General features: G+C 72.5%; 23 protein-coding genes. 15 read left to right on the forward strand and 8 right to left on the reverse strand.

Going from position 1 to position 18,812, the window contains the following annotated elements; genetic code table 11:
• The first annotated feature begins 87 nt into the window (after window positions 1-87).
• The 3 genes from AB0H93_RS26940 to AB0H93_RS26950 are packed head-to-tail and all read left to right on the forward strand — an operon-like array spanning window position 88 to window position 3,760.
• Window positions 88-672, forward strand: coding sequence for a sigma-70 family RNA polymerase sigma factor (locus tag AB0H93_RS26940; protein ID WP_358576027.1), 585 nt, complete (start codon window positions 88-90; stop codon window positions 670-672).
• Window positions 669-1,142 (forward strand): hypothetical protein, encoded by a 474-nt coding sequence (locus AB0H93_RS26945; RefSeq protein WP_358576028.1) that lies wholly within the window; start codon window positions 669-671, stop codon window positions 1,140-1,142. The genes AB0H93_RS26940 and AB0H93_RS26945 overlap by 4 nt, the downstream gene beginning before the upstream one ends.
• Complete coding sequence (locus tag AB0H93_RS26950; protein ID WP_358576030.1) at window positions 1,139-3,760, forward strand: CHAT domain-containing protein; 2,622 nt, start codon at window positions 1,139-1,141, stop codon at window positions 3,758-3,760. Before AB0H93_RS26945 ends, AB0H93_RS26950 begins: the two co-directional genes overlap by 4 nt.
• Before the next feature lie 15 nt (window positions 3,761-3,775).
• On the opposite strand, the gene AB0H93_RS26955 is transcribed toward AB0H93_RS26950, so the two are convergent.
• Complete coding sequence (locus tag AB0H93_RS26955; protein WP_358576032.1) at window positions 3,776-4,945, reverse strand: pyridoxal phosphate-dependent aminotransferase; 1,170 nt, start codon at window positions 4,943-4,945, stop codon at window positions 3,776-3,778.
• Between the two features lie 195 nt (window positions 4,946-5,140).
• On the opposite strand from AB0H93_RS26955, the gene AB0H93_RS26960 reads away from it, so the two are divergent.
• Window positions 5,141-6,349 (forward strand): DUF445 domain-containing protein, encoded by a 1,209-nt coding sequence (locus tag AB0H93_RS26960; protein ID WP_358576171.1) that lies wholly within the window; start codon window positions 5,141-5,143, stop codon window positions 6,347-6,349.
• A gap of 33 nt (window positions 6,350-6,382) precedes the next feature.
• Here the strand turns inward: AB0H93_RS26960 and AB0H93_RS26965 are convergent, their stop codons facing one another.
• Window positions 6,383-6,925, reverse strand: a complete 543-nt coding sequence (locus AB0H93_RS26965) for a CGNR zinc finger domain-containing protein (protein ID WP_358576034.1) — start codon at window positions 6,923-6,925, stop codon at window positions 6,383-6,385.
• A 98-nt stretch (window positions 6,926-7,023) separates the two neighbouring features.
• Here AB0H93_RS26965 and AB0H93_RS26970 point away from each other — a divergent pair, with 98 nt between their 5' ends.
• The 7 genes from AB0H93_RS26970 to AB0H93_RS27000 all read left to right on the forward strand — a co-directional run bounded on the left by AB0H93_RS26970 (window position 7,024) and on the right by AB0H93_RS27000 (window position 10,504).
• The gene (locus tag AB0H93_RS26970) at window positions 7,024-7,248 is read left to right on the forward strand and encodes a hypothetical protein (RefSeq protein WP_358576036.1); all 225 of its coding nucleotides are present in this window, start codon (window positions 7,024-7,026) and stop codon (window positions 7,246-7,248) included.
• Between the two features lie 11 nt (window positions 7,249-7,259).
• A complete protein-coding gene (locus AB0H93_RS26975; RefSeq protein WP_093269578.1) occupies window positions 7,260-7,652 on the forward strand; it encodes a VOC family protein in 393 nt (130 codons plus the stop codon).
• 145 nt (window positions 7,653-7,797) lie between these two features.
• Window positions 7,798-8,202: a helix-turn-helix transcriptional regulator gene (locus AB0H93_RS26980; RefSeq protein ID WP_093269388.1), complete on the forward strand. Its 405-nt coding sequence runs from the start codon at window positions 7,798-7,800 to the stop codon at window positions 8,200-8,202.
• A 5-nt stretch (window positions 8,203-8,207) separates the two neighbouring features.
• Window positions 8,208-8,846, forward strand: coding sequence for a hypothetical protein (locus tag AB0H93_RS26985; protein WP_358576038.1), 639 nt, complete (start codon window positions 8,208-8,210; stop codon window positions 8,844-8,846).
• A gap of 48 nt (window positions 8,847-8,894) precedes the next feature.
• Complete coding sequence (locus AB0H93_RS26990; protein WP_132489869.1) at window positions 8,895-9,179, forward strand: DUF2516 family protein; 285 nt, start codon at window positions 8,895-8,897, stop codon at window positions 9,177-9,179.
• Window positions 9,180-9,217: 38 nt separating this feature from the next.
• The gene (locus tag AB0H93_RS26995) at window positions 9,218-9,913 is read left to right on the forward strand and encodes an alpha/beta hydrolase (RefSeq protein ID WP_358576040.1); all 696 of its coding nucleotides are present in this window, start codon (window positions 9,218-9,220) and stop codon (window positions 9,911-9,913) included.
• Between the two features lie 42 nt (window positions 9,914-9,955).
• Window positions 9,956-10,504: a YbaK/EbsC family protein gene (locus AB0H93_RS27000; protein WP_358576042.1), complete on the forward strand. Its 549-nt coding sequence runs from the start codon at window positions 9,956-9,958 to the stop codon at window positions 10,502-10,504.
• Between the two features lie 52 nt (window positions 10,505-10,556).
• Here AB0H93_RS27000 and AB0H93_RS27005 read toward each other — a convergent pair whose 3' ends face one another.
• The gene (locus AB0H93_RS27005; RefSeq protein WP_358576044.1) at window positions 10,557-10,916 is read right to left on the reverse strand and encodes a MerR family transcriptional regulator; all 360 of its coding nucleotides are present in this window, start codon (window positions 10,914-10,916) and stop codon (window positions 10,557-10,559) included.
• Between the two features lie 63 nt (window positions 10,917-10,979).
• Between AB0H93_RS27005 and AB0H93_RS27010 the strand changes: the two genes are divergently transcribed.
• Window positions 10,980-11,510 carry a hypothetical protein gene (locus tag AB0H93_RS27010; protein WP_358576046.1) on the forward strand — a complete coding sequence of 177 codons (531 nt, stop codon included), beginning with the start codon at window positions 10,980-10,982 and terminating at the stop codon, window positions 11,508-11,510.
• Window positions 11,511-11,615: 105 nt separating this feature from the next.
• The gene (locus AB0H93_RS27015; protein WP_358576048.1) at window positions 11,616-11,795 is read left to right on the forward strand and encodes a hypothetical protein; all 180 of its coding nucleotides are present in this window, start codon (window positions 11,616-11,618) and stop codon (window positions 11,793-11,795) included.
• A 1-nt stretch (window position 11,796) separates the two neighbouring features.
• Here AB0H93_RS27015 and purU read toward each other — a convergent pair whose 3' ends face one another.
• A complete protein-coding gene (gene purU, locus AB0H93_RS27020) occupies window positions 11,797-12,669 on the reverse strand; it encodes a formyltetrahydrofolate deformylase (protein WP_358576050.1) in 873 nt (290 codons plus the stop codon).
• A 169-nt stretch (window positions 12,670-12,838) separates the two neighbouring features.
• On the reverse strand, window positions 12,839-13,723 hold the full coding sequence (locus AB0H93_RS27025) for an AraC family transcriptional regulator (protein ID WP_358576052.1): 885 nt from the start codon (window positions 13,721-13,723) through the stop codon (window positions 12,839-12,841).
• Window positions 13,724-13,805: 82 nt separating this feature from the next.
• Between AB0H93_RS27025 and AB0H93_RS27030 the strand changes: the two genes are divergently transcribed.
• Window positions 13,806-15,356: an MFS transporter gene (locus tag AB0H93_RS27030; protein WP_358576054.1), complete on the forward strand. Its 1,551-nt coding sequence runs from the start codon at window positions 13,806-13,808 to the stop codon at window positions 15,354-15,356.
• Between the two features lie 13 nt (window positions 15,357-15,369).
• On the opposite strand, the gene AB0H93_RS27035 is transcribed toward AB0H93_RS27030, so the two are convergent.
• The 3 genes from AB0H93_RS27035 to AB0H93_RS27045 all read right to left on the reverse strand — a co-directional run bounded on the left by AB0H93_RS27035 (window position 15,370) and on the right by AB0H93_RS27045 (window position 17,604).
• The gene (locus tag AB0H93_RS27035) at window positions 15,370-16,110 is read right to left on the reverse strand and encodes a maleylpyruvate isomerase N-terminal domain-containing protein (protein WP_358576056.1); all 741 of its coding nucleotides are present in this window, start codon (window positions 16,108-16,110) and stop codon (window positions 15,370-15,372) included.
• Between the two features lie 127 nt (window positions 16,111-16,237).
• Window positions 16,238-17,089, reverse strand: coding sequence for a class I SAM-dependent methyltransferase (locus AB0H93_RS27040; RefSeq protein ID WP_358576172.1), 852 nt, complete (start codon window positions 17,087-17,089; stop codon window positions 16,238-16,240).
• The gene (locus AB0H93_RS27045) at window positions 17,086-17,604 is read right to left on the reverse strand and encodes a DUF2505 domain-containing protein (protein ID WP_358576058.1); all 519 of its coding nucleotides are present in this window, start codon (window positions 17,602-17,604) and stop codon (window positions 17,086-17,088) included. Before AB0H93_RS27045 ends, AB0H93_RS27040 begins: the two co-directional genes overlap by 4 nt.
• Window positions 17,605-17,620: 16 nt before the next feature.
• Between AB0H93_RS27045 and AB0H93_RS27050 the strand changes: the two genes are divergently transcribed.
• The gene (locus tag AB0H93_RS27050; RefSeq protein WP_358576060.1) at window positions 17,621-18,781 is read left to right on the forward strand and encodes a UDP-N-acetylmuramate dehydrogenase; all 1,161 of its coding nucleotides are present in this window, start codon (window positions 17,621-17,623) and stop codon (window positions 18,779-18,781) included.
• The last annotated feature ends 31 nt before the right edge of the window (window positions 18,782-18,812 follow it).

Consider the following 18,812-nt stretch of genomic DNA (forward strand, 5'->3'; position numbering starts at 1 on the left):
GGCGCGAAGTGAATCTACGAGCACCTCTGCTTCCTCTTATTACGCGGGAGGAAAAGAAGATCGCCGAACGGGGAGAGGTGCTTGGTCGTGCACGAGGTCGGGGAGGCCCGGACGTCGGCGGTGCTGTTGCGCCGCGCGGCATCCGGTGATCAGCAGGCGTGGCAGGAACTGGTGGATCGCAACGCGCCGGTGGTCTGGGGCGTGTCGCGGGCGTTCACGACGAACAACGCGGACGCCGAGGACATCTACCAGGCCACCTGGTTGTTGCTGGCGGAGAACCTGGGGCGGCTGCGCGAACCGGAGTCGCTGTCCGGGTGGCTGGTGACCACCGCGCGGCGGGAGTCGATGCGGTTGCGCCGGGCGCGGCGGCGGGAATCGCCGGTCGGGCTGGATTCCGGCGACCTCGGGCCGCCGGACCACGCGGAGGACCCGGAGCACAAGGTGCTGCGGGCCATGACGAGTTCGCGGCTGGCGCAGTCGTTCGCCCAGCTGCCGCAGCGCTGCCAGCAGTTGCTGCGGGTGCTGGCGGTCGCGCCGGAGACGACCTATTCCCAGGTCAGCCAGGCCCTGGGGATGCCGAGGGGAACGATCGGGCCGAAGAAGAGCCGCTGCCTGGCGGAGCTGCGGCGGCTCATGCTGGCCGCCGACGTCCCGGAGGAGGTGGCGGGATGAGCCGGTGGATGCCGTCGGAGCTGTGGCGGTTGCGCGACATGTTCCAGTCCTGCGACCCGATTCCGGAGCACGCCCTGGCGGGCGCGTACTCGGCCATGGCGCGGCGCTCGCCGCACCCGGACCAGACGGCGCTGGAGCTCGTCGGCGACTCGGCGGAGTCGCCGACGAGGATCCGGTCCGGGCGGCCGGAGCCGCGGGTGCTGACCTTCGCGATGCCCGGCCGGGTGCTGGAGATCGACCTGGTCCCGACCGTGGCCGGCCAGTACCGGGCATCCGGGATGGTGCTGAACCGGGCGGGCCACGCCCCACCGGCGGGCGAGGTCGTGCTCCGCCATCCGGCCGGGGAATGCGCGGGCCCGCTGGACGAGCACGGCGCGTTCCGGGTGGCCGACGTGCCCCGCGGCCCGATCAGCGTGGTGTTCCGGCCGCTCCGGTCGGCGCCCGCCGTCGCCGATTGGCTGGTCTGTTGAGCGCCGGGACGGCGGTGGCACCGCCGGACGAGATCACCGCGGCGCTGTGGTGGCGGGACAACGCCGGCGCGGCACCGGAGCCGGCCATGCGCAAGGCGGAGGAACTGCTGTCGGGCACCGGCGACGCGGAGTTGAGGGTGCTCGCCCGGCACATCGCGGCGCTCGCTGCGGTCGAGCGCGGGAAGGTGCGGCAGGCGCAGCGGCACGCGCGCCTCGGGTTGGCCGCGGCCAACCGGACCGGGCAGCCGGAGCGGGCCGCGCAGCTGCGGCTCACGCTCGCGTGGATCGAGATGGAGCGCGGCGCGACGAGCGCGAGCTGGGCGCAGCTGGTGGCGGCGGAGCCGTCGCTGCCTGCCGCGGATCAGACCCGGGCCGCCTGCCTGCGCGGCCTCCTGCACTGCCAGAGCGACCAGCACCACGAGGCGATAACCGAGCTGAGTCGGGCATTGCGGAGCCTGTCGGCGGGCGACGATCGGCGCTGGCGGGCGAACGCGTTGCTGGGGCGTGGCCTGGCGAACCTGTACACCAACAGGTTGGCTGCGGCGGAGGCGGATCTTGCCGCCGCGGAACGGGTTTTCACCTCGGACGGCAGGACCGCACGGGCGGCGGGCTGCCTGCACAATCGCGGTTGCGTCGCGTTCCGGGCCGGTGATCTGCCGCGTGCGCTGCGGCTGTTCGAGGAGGCGGTGGCCGCCGGGCTGGACGTCGAGTCGAACCCGGAGGCACTGGTGGACCGGGCGGAGGCGTTGGCGGCGGCCGGGTTGCGCGGCGAGGCCCGGGCGGCGATGGAGCACGCGGCCGACCGGTTGGCCGCCTGCGGCCGGGCCGGTCGGCTCGCCGAAACCCGGCTGGCGCTGGCCGGCTGCGCGCTGCGGGCCGGCGATGCGGCTGCCGCCGCCGAGGCCGCGAGCAGCGCACGGCAGTTGTTCCGAGCTCAGCGGCGCCCGGCGTGGGCGGCGTTGGCGACGGCCATCGCGTGGCAGGCGAAGCTGCGCGGCGGCCAGTGCTCCCGCTACGCGTTCGGGGCCGCGCGGCGAGCCGCCGCCGCGTGTGAGGAGGTCGGGTGGATCGGGCCTGCGGCCGAGCTGCGGCTCATCGCCGGTCGAAGTGCTGCCCGCGCCGGGATGCACCCGTTGTCCCGCAAGCTCTTCGCGCTGTGCGTCCCGCTGCGCGACGAGCTTTCAGGGCCTCCGCAACATCGGGCGCTGGGGTGGCTGGCCGAAGCGCTGCTGGCCGACCAGGACGGCGATGTGGACCGGGTGTTCGCGGCGTGCCGGGGCGGGTTGCAGGCCGTTGACGGCCAGGCGGCCGGGATGGCGGCCTTCGAGCTGCGGGTGCACGCGCTCGGTCTGGCGGGCGAGCTGGGCGACATCGCGGTCGGCGCCGCGCTCCGCACCGGCGATCCGCGGCTGGTCCTGCGTTGGACCGAGCGGTCGCGGTGCAGCGCGCTGCACCGCCGGGTGCTGCGGCCGCCGACGGATTCGAGGCTGAACTCCGCGCTGGTGCGGCTGCGCGCCGCGGTGCTGGAGGCGCAGGGCAGCCGCGACCCGAAGCGCGCGCTGGCCACCATCGCGGAGCTGGAGGAGCAGGTGCGCCACCGCGCGATGCTGGTGCGCGGCCGCACCAGCGGCCTCCGGGCGCCCGGAGGCATCGACGACGTCATCGCGGAGCTCGGCGAATCCGTGCTGATGAGCCTCTTCTCCCACGACGATCGGCTGTTCGCGGTGTCCATTGTGGATGGGGATGTCCGGCTGCACGTGCTCGGTCCGGAGGCGAACGCGGAAGGCCACGCGGCCCGGCTCCGGCACTTGCTCGCGCGGCAGGCGGTGGGCACCGCGCCGAGCGCGGCGCCGGTCTTCGAGATGAGCGCGCGCCGCGAGGCGGAGGAGCTGCAGGCGCAGCTGCTCGCGCCGGTGCTGCCCGCGCTCGAACGAGGTCGGTCGCTCGTCGTGATCCCGACCGGGCGCCTGCACGTGCTGCCGTGGGCGGCGCTACCGGCGTGCCGCGGGCGCAGCGTGACCGTGAGCCCGTCGTTGCGGTGCTGGTTGCGCGGCGCATCGGACTCGCGGAGCGCGGATCAGGCCGGTGCGCCGGCGTGGATCGCGGGCCCCGGCCTGGAGCACGCAGAACGAGAGGTCGAGGGTCTGCACGCGGTCGCGGGCGGGCGGCTGCTGGTGGGCGCCGAGGCGATCTCGGAACGGGTCCTATCCACTGTGGACGGGGCGGCGATCGTGCACATCGCCGCGCATGGCCGGTTCCGGGACGACCAGCCGCTGCTGTCGTGCGTGGATCTCGCCGACGGGCCGCTGTACGCCTACGACCTGGACCGGCTGCACCGCGGCCCCACCACGGTGGTGCTGTCGGCCTGCGACGTGGGCCGGTCGGCGGTCAGCCGGGGCGACCAGCTCAGCGGCCTGGCGACCACGCTCCTCGGGCGCGGCACCGCGACGGTGATCGCCAGCGTCGTGCCGGTCCCGGACGAGCGCACGGCAGGCGTGATGACGTCGCTGCACCGCGCGCTCCGCGCGGGCCGCCCCGCCGCTGCGGCGCTGGCGGAAGCCCAAGCGGCGCACGGCGAAACCGGGTTCGTCTGCCTCGGATACGGAGGTGGTCGATGACCGGAACTTGCCGCGTCAGCGGAGCTTGTGGAGGCGCCGGATCGCTTCGTCCAGGACCTCGTCGCGCTTGCAGAAGGCGAACCGCACCAGGTGCTTGGCGTCCTCCGGGTGGTCGCAGAAGACCTGCACCGGGATCGCGGCGAGCCCGATCCGCTCCGGCAGCGAGCGGCACAGCTCGGCGCCGTCCTCGAAGCCCAGCGGCCGGACGTCGGCGCAGATGAAGTAGGTGCCCTCGCTGGCGAGCACGTCGAAGCCCGCCTCGGTCAGCCCGCCGGCGAGCCGGTCCCGCTTGCGCTGGAGGTCGTCGCGCAACCGATCGACCCAGTCGAGCTCGTTGCGCAGGGCGTGCGCGACGGCGGGCTGGAACGGTGCGCCGCCGACGAAGGTCATGAACTGCTTGGCCGCGCGCACGGCGGCGACGAGCTCGGCCGGGCCGCAGATCCAGCCGATCTTCCAGCCGGTGGCGCTGAAGCTCTTGCCGACGCTGGAGATCGACAGCGTCCGCTCGGCCATGCCGGGCAGGGTGGCCAGCGGGCGGTGCTCGCGGCCGTCGAAGATCAGGTGCTCGTAGACCTCGTCGGTGATGGCGATCACGTCGTTGTCGCGGCAGACCTCGGCGATCACGGCCAGCTCGGCGTCGGTGAACACGGTGCCGGTCGGGTTGTGCGGCGAGTTCAGCACCAGGGCGCGGGTCTGCGGCCCGACGGCGGCGCGCAGCGCCTCGACGTCGAGCTCGAAGCGGTGGTCGGGGCCCTGCCGCAGCGCGACGGTCCGGCGCACCCCGCCGGCCATCGCGATGGCGACCGGGTAGGAGTCGTAGTACGGCTCGACGAGCACCACCTCGTCGCCGGGCTCGACCAGGGCGAGCATCGCGGCCGTCAGCGCCTCGGTCGCGCCGACTGTGACCAGCACCTCGTCCTCGGGGCGGTGCTCGATGCCGTAGCGCGCCTGGCGGTGCTCGGAGATCGCGGCCCGCAGGTCCGGCTCGCCGGCGCCCGGCGGGTACTGGTTGACGCCGTTGGCGATGGCCTCCTGCGCGACGCGCAGCATGCCCGCGGGGCCGTCGGTGTCCGGGAAGCCCTGCCCGAGGTTGACCGCGCCCGTCCGCCGGGCGAGCTCGGTGATCTCGGCGAAGATCGTGGACGTGAAGGGCCGCAACCGGCTGGTGAGGGCAGGAGTACGCACGTTTCCGCAGGGTAGTCGAAACTGCCGGTGCGACGCTCGGTCGTCTCGCGCTGTGGTCGGTGAGCAGCGGGTGCTGGGGGCCTGCAGCCGCTGCCGGATCGCCGTGACGCGTCGGCGCTCTTCAAGCGCTGCCACAATCGGTATGTGCAGCCGACAGCGGATACCGACAGTGACAAGCGCCGTGGCCTGCGGCGGATGAAGGCGGTGGCCGGCGGGTTCCTGCTGGTCGCGACCCTGATCTACGTGATCGCCCGCTGGCAGGAGAACGCCGGCGCCGGTGCCTGGGTGGGGTACGTGCGGGCCGCGGCCGAGGCGGGCATGGTCGGTGCGCTGGCGGACTGGTTCGCGGTCACCGCGCTGTTCCGGCGGCCGCTGGGCCTGCCGATCCCGCACACCGCGATCATCCCGACCCGCAAGGACATGATCGGCCGCAACCTCGGCGACTTCGTCGGCTCGAACTTCCTGGCGGAGCATGTGGTGCGGGACAAGCTGCGCCGCGCGAAGATCAGCCGCCGCCTCGGCGGCTGGCTCGACGACGCCGACCACGCCGAGCGGGTCACCTCGGAACTGGCCACGGCGGTGCGCGGCGCCGTGCAGGTGCTGCGGGACGAGGACGTGCAGGCCGTGCTGGAGCAGGCGGTCGTGCGCAAGGTGCTCGCCCAGCCCTGGGGGCCGCCGCTGGGCCGGATCCTCGGCCAGGTCTTCGCCGACGGCTCGCACCACAAGCTCGTCGACCTGATCTGCGACCGGGCCTACGACTGGGTGCGGGACAACCACGAGACCGTGCTGCGCGTGGTCAGCCAGCGCGCGCCGTCCTGGTCGCCGAAGTTCTTCGACACCATCGTGGCCGACAAGATCTACGCCGAGGTGCTGTCGTTCGCGTGGGCGGTCAAGACCGACCCGGAGCACCCGATGCGCAAGGCCGTCGACCGCTTCCTGGTGGAGTTCGCCGACGACCTGCAGAACGACCCGAAGACGATGGCCAAGGCCGAGCAGATCCAGCAGCAGGTGCTGGAGCACCCGGAGGTGCAGAACCTCGTCTCCTCGGCGTGGGGCACCGCCAAGAAGATGCTGCTCGACGCGGCCGAGGACCCGTCGAGCGAGCTGCGGGTGCGGGTGCGCGAAGGGCTGCGTTCGCTCGGCCGCCGGCTGGTCGAGGAGCCGGAGCTGCAGTCCAAGGTGGACGGTTGGGTGGAGGGCGCCGTGGTGTACGTGGTGTCCAACTACCGCGACGAGCTGACCACGCTGATCACGGAAACGGTGGAGCGCTGGGACGCGCAGGAGACGTCCCGCAAGATCGAGCTCCAGGTCGGCCGGGACCTGCAGTTCATCCGCATCAACGGCACCGTGGTCGGCGCCCTCGCCGGCCTGCTGATCTACAGCCTCTCCCAGCTGTTCCTCTGAGCTCCGCCGGGCTCCGGCGGAACCACCGGGGCGTCAGCTGGTGTGGCGTTCCCGCCAGGAGCGGGCCTTCTCGCGGTTGCCGCACACGCGCATCGAGCACCAGGTGCGGGAGCGGTTGCGGGAGCGGTCGTAGAACGCCCACAGGCAGTCGTCGGCCGGGCAGATCTTGATCCGGTCCCAGCGCCCGGTGTGCACCAGCCTGGCCGCGGCCACCAGCACGCTCCCGATCGCATCGCCGCCGGTCAGCGTCGGAACGCCGTTGTGCAACCGGACCTGGACCGGCCAGGCCGTTTCGAAACCCGCCCGCGGCCGGACGCCGCAGGACACCGCGGTGCGCATGGCGTCCCGGATCTCCCGCGCCGCATCGACGCCCGGTGCCTTGCCGAGGCCCTGGTCGATGCACCACTGCTGCCACTGCCCGGGATCGTCCAGGATCTCGGTGCCCTTCTCGGCGTCGCAGGTGTTCAGGAAGGCCAGGACCAGCTCTATGTCGTGGTCGAAGTCGAGTTCGACGCCCTCTGGCGCCGACGGGCGATCCACCTCCGGAGCGACAGCTCTGCTGTTCACGAGCACCATCGTAAGCCAATAGGGGGTTGTGCCGACCTCATGTAACCAACATAATCACTACACAGGTTAGTAACCGGTGAACGTGTTTGACAGGTTGGAGTGTGGCGGTGAATCCGATCCAGATCGAGTCGTACGGGTACTCCGAGAGCAGCCGCGAGCTGACTGCGCGCGCCGTCCGCGGTGCCGAGATCGACCGGGCGCTGAAGGAAGGGGGCCTGCTCCGTCCCGCGTGGCTCGACCGTTTCGCCAACTGGTGGGCCTCGGCGACGGCGGCGCTGAGACCCGGCGCCGCGGTGGATCCCGGTCCGGCTCCGCGCGGCTGCCTCAACTGATGACGAGAGGGATGACGATGACGACGACCTTGCGTTTGGTCGCCTTCGCGATCGACTGCCCGGACCCGCGGGCGCTGGCCGAGTTCTACGGGCGGTTGCTGGGCTGGGAGATCGATGAATCGGAGACCGAGGACGACTGGGTTGAGCTCGCGGACCCGGCCGGCGGTGCGGGGCTGGGCTTCCAGCGGGACCCGGGCTATCGGCCGCCGACCTGGCCGAGCCGGGAGGTGCCGCAGATGATGCACCTGGACATCAGGGTGTCGACGCTCGCGGAGGGGCATGAGCAGGCGATCGCGGCGGGCGCGACGCCCCTGCCGCAGCCCCCCGACCAGCAGGGCGCGAGCTGGCGCGTCTACGCCGACCCGGCCGGGCACCCGTTCTGCTTGTGCGCCCCGCAGGGCTGATCGAGTCTGCGGCCTCGCCGTCGGTAGCAGCGACGGCGAGGCCGCAGTGCTGTCGTCGGGCAGGCCCGATCGAGTGCAAGCAGGGTGCTTGCAAGAGTTAGCACTCATGCGTATCGTGGTTGGTGACCGGAAAGGTGCTAGCCCGATGGAACGCGTGGACAAAGCCGTCAACAAGGCCGTCAACCAGGCGGTCAGCGACCTCGGCAGCTACATCCGGACGCAACGCAACAACGCCCAGATCTCGTTGCGGCAGCTGGCGAAACTCGCCGGCGTGTCGAACCCCTACCTGAGTCAGGTGGAGCGCGGGCTGCGCAAGCCCAGCGCGGAGATCCTGCAGCAGATAGCCAAGGGGCTGCGGATCTCCGCCGAAGCGCTCTACGTGCAGGCCGGGATCTTGGAGCGCCGCGAGAGCGGGCCGGTGGTGGACGCGATCCTCGCCGACCCGGAGCTCAACGAGCGGCAGAAACAAGTGCTTCTGGACATCTACGCCTCGTTCCGGCGGGAGCACGACACCGCGGCGGACGGGGACACCGAGCAACCCGAGGAGTGACCGCCATGCCGGCTTTCCCGAAGACCGACGACGTGAACAAGGTGCGCGAGCAGGCCGCGCACGCCCTGGGCGAGGCCGTCGAGCAGGCCCGCACCCCGCTGCTCGCCGCGCTCGGCGCCGGTGACCTCGCCGCCCAGGCTCTCGTGGAGGCGGTCAACAAGGTCCGCACCCAGCTCAACGAGCGCGCCGAGGCCGCGCGCCAGGACCTGCCCGGCGACTTCGGCGAGCTGCGCGACAAGTTCGACCCGGCCGAGCTGCGCAAGCGCGTCGACGCCTACAGCCAGACCGCGAAGAACCTCTACGACTACCTGGCCGAGCGCGGCGAGGAGACGCTGCACCGGCTGCAGGACCAGCCGCAGGTCAAGAAGGTCTGGGACCAGGTGGGCACCGCGCAGGGCAAGGTCGAGGACACCGTCGACGAGGTCCGCGACCTGGCCGACGACGTGCTCGGCAAGGTCAGCCGCCCGTTCGGCAAGACCGAGGAAGCGGCCGCCGAGGAGCCGAAGGCCGCCGAGCCCGAGGCCGAGGCGCCCGCCGCCAAGCCCGCCGCGAAGACCACGGCCGCGCGGACCACCACGCGCAAGACCACGGCCAAATCGACCGCCGCGAAGAAGTCCTCGACCAGCAAGTCCAGCGAGAGCTGACGGTCCGGCAGGGTGCCCACTGCGCCGGCGACCACGTAGGGTGGGCATGTGGAGCTGGCGCTTTGGATCCTGACGATCATCTGGATTGCGGGCATCCCGGTCGGGGTTTTCGCTTTCGTGCACGCGGCGTCGCAGCGCGCGGACGCCTTCACCGCCGTGGACAAGCTGAACAAGCTGGCCTGGATGGGCATCACGGGCGTCGCTGCGCTCGTGTTGATCTTCAGCACGCTGGGACCGTTCACGATCATCTGGATCGCCGGGCTGATCGCCTCGCTGGTCTACATCGTCGACGTCCGGCCCAAGGTGAAGGAAGTCCAGGGGCGGTCCTGGTAGTGGGGGCTCGCTGGGCGGCGCACGGCCGCGGAGCCCCGGTGACGCTGGTCGTGCACGGTTTGGGTGCGACCGAAGGCGAAGCCCGCATCCCGGCCTCCGGGCTGCCGGGCACCCGCGTCGTCCTGGCGCTCCCGGGCCACGGCAGCGCCGACGACGCGCCGCCGGACTACTGGAACTACGGCTCGATCGCGGCGGATGTCCTCGCCGTGGCGGACGAGGTCGAGGCGACCCGCGCCGTCGGCGTCTCGCTCGGCGCGGGCGCGTTGACGCGCATAGCCGCGGAGCACCCGGACCGGTTCGAGCGGCTGGCGCTGCTGCTGCCCGCCGCCCTGGACAGGCCGCGCGAGGTGGCCGCGACCTGGGCGTTCGAGCGGCTCGCGGCGGCGGTCGCGGCCGGCGGCGAGACGTTGCGCGAGACCGTGGCCGCAGACCTGCCCGAGGGCGTGGAGGTCGGCGACTACGTCGAACGCCGCGCCGAGGCGCTGCTGCGACTGGAAGACGCGCTGCGCGAGCTGCCGGAGCAGGTTCCGGTGCCGGACGCCGCCGTGCTGGCCGGTGTCCGGTCGGAGGTGCTGGTCGTCGGCGCCACCGACGATCCGCTGCACCCGGCCGAGGTCGCAAAGGCGGTGGCCGCGGCCTTCACCCGCGCGCGGCTGGAGATCCTGCCCTCCCCGGCGCCGATGCTCACGCACCGCCGGGAGCTGCGCCGCCTGCTGGTGGACTTCCTCGGCTGAACCCGCGTCCGGCCGCTCCGGCGGGATTCGTATTGTCTGGTCATGGGTGTTGATTGGTCTGCGGCGGCTGGAACGCTGGACGTCACGTCGGCGCTGGAGCGCCTCGAACTGCTCGCCGAGCCGGTCGCGGCCGCGGTTCGAGAGCTCGACGACGAGCGGATCGGGGCGACCGAGATCGACCCGGATCTGGCGGACACAGCCGAGTTCTGCGAGAAGTACGGCTCGCCGCTGGAACTGTCGGCGAACTGCGTGGTGGTCGCGGGCAAGCGCGCCGGTGAGGTGCGCTACGCCGCGTGCGTGGTGCTGGCCACGACCCGCGCCGACGTCAACGGCGTGGTCAAGCGGCGGCTGGACGTGCGCAAGGCGTCGTTCGCGCCGATGGACGACGCGGTGCGGCTCACCGGCATGGAGTACGGCGGGATCACGCCGTTCGGCCTGCCTGCCGACTGGCCGATCCTGGTGGACTCCGAGGTGGCCGGGGCCCCGGCCGTGGTCGTCGGCAGCGGCGTCCGGCGAAGCAAGATCATCACGCCGGGCGAGCTCTTGGCGCAGCTCCCGGGCGCAGAGGTCCTGGAGGGCCTCGGCCGCTGAACCGTGAGTGCGGGAGCCGGCTCTCGCCGGCCTTCGCGCTCACGTCCAGGAGTCACACGCCGGTGGCGACCCGGGCTTCGGTGATCATGTCGTCCAGGATCGCGCGGGACGCGACGAGGTCGTCGATCATCCCGTCGATCCGCTCCCGTTCCTGGCGGAGGTCGGCGACCACCTCGATGGTGGGTTTGGAGTGGCCGCCGAAGACGCACGGGAAGATCTCCGCCATCTTCGTGCTCGACACGCCGGCTCCGATCAGCCGCTGCACCAGCGCCACCTTGTCCACATCGGACTCGTCGTATTCGCGGTGGCCGCCCGGAGTCCGGGCGGCAGTCAGCAGTCCCTGCTGCTCGTAGTAGCGCAGCGCGCCGGCGCGGGGCTGATCGTGACCGAGGGGATTTGGCCGAGCGTGCAAGGTCAAAGCGTGCTGCACGGCCCCGGTCTGGTCTCCCCCGAACAGGTCTAGGGCTGGCGCGCGGTGACGGACGCCGTGCACGGCGAAGGCGGCCGGATCTTCGCGCAGCTCATGCACGCGGGCCGGTTGGCCCATCCGGACAACAACCTCGGCGACCTGCGACCGGTCGCGCCGTCGCCGGTGCGCGCGGACTTCGAACTCCACACGGCCGACGGCAAGGTCCCAGCCCTGGTACCGCGCCAGATGACCACAGTGGACATCGCGCAGGCCATCGACGAACACGATGCTGCTGCGCGAAAAGCCGTGGCAGCGGGTTTCGACGAGGTCGAGCTGCATGGTGCGAACAGCTACCTGCTGCACCAGTTCCTCGCCGACGACACCAACATCCGAACCGGCCGGTACGGCGGCCGCGGCCGGATCCGGTTCGCCGTCGAGGTGGCAGAGGCGGTGGCGGACGCGATCGGCGCGCACCGCGTCGGAATCCGGCTGTCGCCGGGAAATCCGCTGACCGGGCTCGTCGAGGCGGACCCGGCCCGGTGTACCGGGCGCTCGTCGACGCGCTCGAACCCCTCGGCCTGGCGTACCTACACCTGACCGACAACAGCCGCTACCCGGCCCTGCGAGACCTCCGTCCACGGTGGACCGGAACCGCTGATCGGCAACACCGGGTTCGGGCATCCCACCAGGCCCGAGGCCGGGGTGGCGCTGGTCGAGGAGGGCCGCGCGGACCTGGTGTCCTTCGGGCGGCTCTTCATCTCGAACCCCGACCTGTCGCACCGGATCGCCACCGGGGCGCCGCTGGCCGAGATCGACGAAACCCGCCTCTACACGAACGGCCCCGAGGGCTACACCGACTACCCGGCGGCCCCGCCTCAGTAGCTCAGAAGACGACGGTGCGGCGGCCGTGGACCAGGACCCGGTCTTCGAGGTGCGCGCGCAGGCCCCGGGCCAGCACGAGCTTCTCGGCGTCCCGGCCCTTGCGGACCATGTCCGTCACGTCGTCGGTGTGGTCCACGCGGATCACGTCCTGCTCGACGATCGGTCCCGCGTCGAGCTCCGCGGTCACGTAGTGGCACGTCGCGCCGATGAGCTTCACACCGCGCTCGTACGCCTGGTGGTACGGGCGGGCGCCGGCGAACGACGGCAGGAAGCTGTGGTGGATGTTCAGCGCCCGGCCGGCCCACGCCTCGCACAGCTCGGGCGGCAGCACCTGCATGAAGCGGGCGAGCACGATCGCGTTCGGGTCGTGGTCGTCCACCAGCTTCCGGACCTCCCGGAACGCCGCCGCCTTCGCGTCCGGGTCCTTGCCGAACGGCACGTGGTGGAACGGGATGCCGTGCGCCTCGGTGATGGGGCCCAGGTCCCGGTGGTTGCCGATCACTGCGCGCAGGTCGACGTCGAGCTCCCCGGAGCCGATGCGGCCGAGCAGGTCGTGCAGGCAGTGGCCTTCCTTCGACACCAGGATCACCACGCGCCGCCGCTCGCCGGTGTCCGCCACCCGCCAGTCGGTGCGGCTGCCGAGCTCGTCGGCGACGGCGGTGAACCGGCGGCGCAGCTCGTCGATGCCGAACGGCAGCGAGTCCGCGCGGACCTCCTGCCGGGTGAAGAACCAGCCGGTGTTGATGTCGGTGTGGTAGCCGGCCTCGACGATCCAGCCGCCGTGCTCGGCGATGAAGGTCGCGATGCGGGCGACGATCCCGGTGCGGTCCGGGCACCCGAGGCTGATGACGAAACGACGTTCGGAAGGGCTCACGGCCGGTGATTATCGCAGGTAGCAATGGCTGTACCGGCAACAGGCCGAGCCGCGTCACGCCCACTAGGAGTCATCGTTTCGCCTGGTCGGGTGCTGCGCCCGGCTCGGGTGGACGAAGTGAACGGCCTCTTCGCCTCGCCCATCGGCGTGAACGGCGAATCAAGCACGGTCAGCCGGCGAGGGCGGCCCGGTGCTCGCTGGGGCGGATGCCGAGGCTGCGCTTGAAGGCGACGCTGAGCGCGTAGGCGTTGGAGTACCCGACCCGGCGGGCGATGGCGTCGACCGTCGCATCGGTCCGCGCCAGGAGGTCGGCGGCCTGGCAGATGCGCCACTCGGCGAGGTAGGCCATGGGCGGTTGGCCGACCAGCCGGCGGAACCGCTCCGCGAACGCCGCCCGCGACATGCCCGCCTCGGCGGCCAGCTGTGCCACCGTCCACGGGCGCTCCGGCGACTCGTGGATCAGCGCCAGTGCGCGGCCGATCGGCGGGTCGTGGTGCGCCCGGTACCAGGCCGGTGCGCCCGATTCCGGCCGGTCGAACCATTCCCGCAGGCTGGCGACCAGGTGCAGGTCGAGCAGGCGGTCCAAGATCGCCTGGCGGCCGGGCTTGTCCAGCCGGATCTCGTCGATGATCAGGTCGAGCGTCGGGCACCCGGCGGGCCCGGCGGGGATCACGGCGACGCGGGGCAACGCGGTCAGCACCCGCTGCGAAACGCTGCCCCGCACCTGGTAGGTGCCCTTGAGCAGCACTGTCGAGCCGGTCGGGTCGGCGCCGCACATCGGCGGCTCGACGTGTGCCGCGAGCGGCCTGGTCTCCGGGGAGTCGGCGACCGCGAACGGCTTCGGGCCCAGGACGATGGCCTCGTCGTGCTTGCGCAGGTGAACCGGTTCGGCGTCGCCCGGCAGCACCCAGGCCTCGCCGTTGACCATCGTCAGCAGGGTGAGCGGGACCTCCTCCGCGAACCGCAGCGACCACGGCGGGCAGAGGATCGACTGGTCGAAGAGCGCGCCCCTGGACCGGACGTCGTGCAGCAGGCTCGACAGCGCATCGTCCACGACCGCCAGCTTAGACGCGCAGACATCGATCCCGGACTTCCAGCCATCCACAGTCCGGCGCCGCGGCTGTTGGCTGGGACGCATGCCTTCACGAACGTTCGGGCTTCGGCGCCGGATCGGCCTGGCCGTCCTGCTGCTGTCCACCCTGCTGCTGGCCGCCGACATCGGCGTGCTGTGGCTGGCCACCCCGCAACTGGCCGCCGACCTGCGGCCCACCAGCGCGGAGCTGCTGTGGATCAACGACAGCTACGGCTTCGCGATGGCCTGCCTGCTGGTCCTCGCGGGCAACCTCGGCGACCGCTTCGGCAGGCGCAAGCTGCTGCTGTGCGGCATCGCGGTCTTCGGCGTCGCGCCGATCGCCGCCGCCTTCGCGCCCGACCCGGGCGCGCTGATCGCCGCTCGGGCGGTCCTCGGGGTGGCCGGCGCGGCCATCATCCCGTCGACGCTGGCGCTGATCTCCGACATGTTCGCCGACCCCGGGCAGCGGGCCAGGGCCATCGCGATGTGGGTGACCGCGCTGTCGACGGGCATCGCGCTCGGCCCGGTGCTCAGCGGGGTGCTGCTGGAGCGCTTCTGGTGGGGCGCGGTCTTCCTGATCGGGGTGCCGGTGATGGTGTTCGCGTTCGTCGTCGTGCCGATCGCGGTTCCCGCCTCCGGCGATCCCGGTGCCCGCAGACTCGATGCGATCAGCATGCCGCTGCTCCTGCTGACGTTGCTGCCGTTCGTCTACGCCATCAAGCACTTCGGCGAGTACGGCGTCGACGGCTGGGTGCTGTCGGCTCTGCTGGTGACGGTGGTCTTCGGCCTGCTGTTCGTCCGCCGCCAGCGCGGGATCGACAACCCGCTGCTGGACCTGCGCCTGTTCGGCGACCGGACGTTCGCCACCGCGCTGGTCCTGCTGTTCGTCGGCCTGGCCGCGATGAACGGCGTGGAATACCTGGTGCCGCAGTACTTCCAGCTCGTCGCCGGGGTTTCGCCGCTGCCTGCCGGGTTGCTGATGGTGCTGCCCGCCGCCGGGCTGGCGATCGGATCGCAGGTGACGTCCGCGCTGGCCAGGCGGGTGCGGCCGGCCCACGTGATCGCCGGTGGCGCCGTGCTCGCGATCGTCGGTTGCGCGCTGATCGCCACGCTCCCGCCCGGCCCCTCCGGCGTGCTGCCCGCGGTGGTCGGCGTGACCGCGATGATGTCGGGGCTGGCGCCGATCACCGTGCTGGGCACCAACATCGCGGTCGGCGCCGCCCCGCCGGAGAAGGCGGGCCAGGCGTCCGCGGTCGGGCAGACCAGCTACGAACTCGGCCTGGCCTTCGGGGTCGCGGCGACCGGCAGCGTCATGGCCGCCGTCTACCGCGACCAGGTGCGGACGTCGGCGCCCGAGGGGGTTCCGGGCGATCTGGTCGCCGAGGTCGCCGGGAACCTGGGCGGTGGGCTCGCCATCGCCGAGCGCCTCCCCGGTGGGGACGCGCTCGCGGACGTTGTGCGCGAGGGCTTCACGTCGGGCCTGCAGGCCGTGGCGATCGTCAGCGGATGCCTCGCCGCTTTGCTGCTGGTGCTGACGTTGACGCTGCTCAAGAGGGTTGACCGCATCGGCGAGGCGGAGGGGGCCGACGAATCCGCCGCGACTGTCGCCGCGTGAGCGCCGTGTGTAGTCAGCGCCCGGCGGCGAGGGCCGCGAGGGCGGCGTCGCCGGTGACCACGGCAGTGCTCGGGCGGCCCCAGACCCGCCGGAACACCGCGTCCGCGGTGCCCGCGACCGTCGCGTCGACCTCCAGCGCCGCGTCGGTCGGCGCCCCGGCCAGCGGCGGCCGGGCCGGCCGGTACTCGACCAGCCACGCGCGACCCGCGTCCGGAGCGTGGAAGAGCACCTTGCCCTCGCTCTCCTGCTCCGCCCAGTCGCCCAGGGGCAGCAGCACGGTCAGGAACTCGTCGATGCCGTCGGCCGCCAGCTCCGGGTCGAAGATCAGGTCGTGCACGTGGTCCGGGCCGAGCCCGGCGAGCGCGTGCTCCGCGTCGAGCCGGTGGATCGCCGTCTCGTGCGCCATCCGCCGGGTCCAGGTCTTCGGGGTGCCGCCGGGGAAGAGCGACCGCACGGGCCGGTCCTGATCCATTGTGGACAGTGTCTGGAGTAGGATCGCCAGCCGCTCGTCCCACCAGGCGACCACGTCGTCGAACTCGGCCGGCGGCCGCAGGTCCTCGGGGCGCTCGCTGCCCGGCTCCAGGTGCAGGGAGAGCTCCGCCCTCCCGTAGGCCTGCCCGAGGTGCTGGACCAGCTTGCGGACGTCCCAGCCGGGGCAGGTCGAGACCTCGGCGTTCGGTCCGGCCTGGAGCACGGCGCTGCGGAAGGCAGCGGCCTGGTCCCGGAATGCGCGGTGCAAGAAGTCGCTAGCCATGCCTCCACAATAGGAATCCGGACGTCGTCGCGGGCACCGGCGGGCCGCGAGATCAGCGGAAGTCCTTGTGCAGCCGGGCGCGTGCGCGGAATCCATCCTCGGCAGGACCCCGCTCGACCGCGTCGGCTCAGGGCGCCACCGCGGACCAGTCGACGGTGAGCTCGCCCAGCCGCCACCGGCGTCGCCGGTCCAGCACCGGCCAGCCCAGCTCCGCGAACGACTGCGCGGCCTGAGCCCACCGGGCGCGCGGCCCGAACGGGGCCATCGGGGCTGCCTTCGCCCAGCACACGTCGAGTTCGGCCAGCATCGCGTGCACCTTCTCGCCCGGCACGTTGCGGTGGATCAAGGTCTTCGGCAGCCGCTCGGCGAGGTCCGACGGCCGCTCGATGTCGGCGGGCAGGCAGGCCAGCGTCAGCGTCCGCGGCCCGCCCCGGTCCAGCGTCACCCAGCAGCAGCGCCGACCGATCTCGTCGCAGGTGCCCTCCACCAGCAACCCGTCGGGCGCCAGCCGGGAGCACAGCTCCTCCCACGCCTTCCACGCCTCGGGTTCGGTGTACTGGCGCAGCACGTTCAACGCCCGCACCAGCGCGGGCCCCGGGAAGTCGCGCACCCCGGCGGCCAGTCCGGCCAGCTCGAACCCGCCGCGGCGGAACTCCAGCGCGGGCGGATCGGCGACGAGCTTGCCGGCCGCCACCCGGTCCGGGTCGATCTCCAGGCCCACCACCCGCGCGTCCGGGCGCAGCGGCCGCAGCCGGGCCGCCAGCTCCACGGTGGTCACCGGGGTGGCGCCGTAGCCGAGGTCGATGACGACCGGCTCCGCCGCGTTGCGCAGCGCGTCGGCGACCCACTGCGTGCCGGCGATCCACCGGTCGATGCGCCGCAGCCGGTTCGGGTTGGTGGTGCCGCGCGTGGGCATGCCCAGGGCGCGGGCCCGACCGGCGGCGAGCCGGGGCGCCCGCTTCTTCGGGGCCGAGTTCATCCCCGGCGGGCCAGCCACTCGGTCGTGAAGCGCTCCTCGTCGGACAGCAGCTTCTGCACCTGGTCGACGACCAGATCTTCCAGCTTGCCGCCCAGGAACGGCACGTTCACCCGCACGCTCCCGGACACCACGAACTCGCTGACCGCGGCTCCGGCCGGTTCGGCCAGGTCGCGCAGCCACATCGAGCCGGTGATCGAGCAGGGCGCGCCGGCGACCTCGGCGGCGATCTCGCCGGTGTAGTGCCCGTCCTCCTCGCGCCGCCACGATTCGCTGCGGTCGATCGTCAGGTCCCCGCCGACCACCGTGCGGGCCACCGACGGCAGCGAGTCGGCGTGCACGCCCTGGCGCAGCTGGAACCGCGCGCCGTCCTCGGTGTTGACGTGCTGGACCAGCGCCGCGCTGGCGCCGCCGATCTCCGCCAACCGGTCGGTGAGGTAGTCCTTGTCGATCAGCGCCTCGTACACCCGGGCGGCGGGCCACTCGGAGGTGCTCCGGTGCTCGATGCGGCGTGCCATGCAGCGGAGGCTACCTTTGGCAACCGTGAATCCCTCCATGTCCGGTGCCGAAGAAGTGCGCGACAACACTCGGCCGTCGGATCCGCGCCCAGCCGGGACCGCCGTCGGGCACGGCGCCGACGGCCGGTCGCTGGCCGGCTACACCACGCTGCGGCTGGGTGGCCCGGCGGCCGACCTGGTGGTCGCGCACCACCCAGACGAGCTGACCGCCGCGGTGCGGGCGGCGGATTCGGCCGGGCAGCGGCTGCTGGTGCTGGGCGGCGGCTCGAACGTCGTGGTCGCGGACGAGGGCTTCGCCGGGCATGTGGTGCGGATCGCCACCAAGGGGCGCCAGTACGACAGCGTCGGCGACGGGCTGGTCCAGCTCACGGCGGAGGCTGGCGAGGACTGGGACGAGGTGGTCGCCGACACGGTCCGCCAGGGCCTGGGCGGGCTCGAATGCCTGTCCGGCATCCCCGGCCTGACCGGGGCGACGCCGGTGCAGAACGTCGGCGCCTACGGCGTCGAGGTGTCCGAGCTGCTGGTCTCGGTCGACCTGCTGGACCGCGCCACCGGGCGCGTGCGCACGGTCCCGGCCGACGAGCTCGGGCTGGCCTACCGGACCAGCGTGCTCAAGCACAGCGACACGGCCGTGGTGCTGCGCGCCCGGTTCCTGCTGCGCGACGGCGGCCGGTCGGCCCCGATCCGGTACGCCGAGCTCGCGCGCACGCTCGGCGTGGAGCCCGGCGGGCAGGTCGACGTGGCCGCCGCCCGCGAAGCGGTGCTGGCGCTGCGGCGCGGCAAGGGCATGGTGCTCGACCCGGCCGACCACGACACCTGGAGCGCCGGTTCGTTCTTCACGAACCCGATCGTCGAGGCCGACGACCTGCCCGAGGTGCTGTCCCGGATCGTCGCCGAGATCGGCCCGGACCAGCGGATCCCGCAGTACCCGGCGGACGGCGACCGGACCAAGCTGTCCGCGGCGTGGCTGATCGAGCGCGCCGGGTTCGCCAAGGGTCACCCCGGCCCCGGCGGACGGGTGGGGCTGTCCACCAAGCACACCCTCGCGCTGACCAACCGCGGCGCCGCGACGACCCGCGACCTGCTACTTCTAGCGCGTGAAGTTCGGGACGGGGTACGCGTGGCCTTCGGCGTTTCGCTGGCACCCGAGCCCGTGTTGGTGGACTGTTCGCTGTAGCAGCCGAAGAGCCGAACGGCCGTAAGAGTGA

Source organism: Saccharopolyspora sp. NPDC050642, assembly GCF_040654735.1.
Classification (GTDB): domain Bacteria; phylum Actinomycetota; class Actinomycetes; order Mycobacteriales; family Pseudonocardiaceae; genus Saccharopolyspora; species Saccharopolyspora elongata.

Bases quoted from the DNA above. Each gene is read 5' to 3' on its own strand.
- AB0H93_RS26945 (WP_358576028.1), top strand. From the start codon at position 669: ATGAGCCGGTGGATGCCGTCGGAGCTGTGGCGGTTGCGCGACATGTTC.
- AB0H93_RS26960 (WP_358576171.1), top strand. From the start codon at position 5,141: ATGAAGGCGGTGGCCGGCGGGTTCCTGCTGGTCGCGACCCTGATCTAC.
- AB0H93_RS26965 (WP_358576034.1), bottom strand. From the start codon at position 6,925: ATGGTGCTCGTGAACAGCAGAGCTGTCGCTCCGGAGGTGGATCGCCCG.
- AB0H93_RS26975 (WP_093269578.1), top strand. From the start codon at position 7,260: ATGACGATGACGACGACCTTGCGTTTGGTCGCCTTCGCGATCGACTGC.
- AB0H93_RS26980 (WP_093269388.1), top strand. From the start codon at position 7,798: ATGGAACGCGTGGACAAAGCCGTCAACAAGGCCGTCAACCAGGCGGTC.
- AB0H93_RS26985 (WP_358576038.1), top strand. From the start codon at position 8,208: ATGCCGGCTTTCCCGAAGACCGACGACGTGAACAAGGTGCGCGAGCAG.
- AB0H93_RS27000 (WP_358576042.1), top strand. From the start codon at position 9,956: ATGGGTGTTGATTGGTCTGCGGCGGCTGGAACGCTGGACGTCACGTCG.
- AB0H93_RS27030 (WP_358576054.1), top strand. From the start codon at position 13,806: ATGCCTTCACGAACGTTCGGGCTTCGGCGCCGGATCGGCCTGGCCGTC.
- AB0H93_RS27035 (WP_358576056.1), bottom strand. From the start codon at position 16,110: ATGGCTAGCGACTTCTTGCACCGCGCATTCCGGGACCAGGCCGCTGCC.
- AB0H93_RS27040 (WP_358576172.1), bottom strand. From the start codon at position 17,089: ATGAACTCGGCCCCGAAGAAGCGGGCGCCCCGGCTCGCCGCCGGTCGG.
- AB0H93_RS27045 (WP_358576058.1), bottom strand. From the start codon at position 17,604: ATGGCACGCCGCATCGAGCACCGGAGCACCTCCGAGTGGCCCGCCGCC.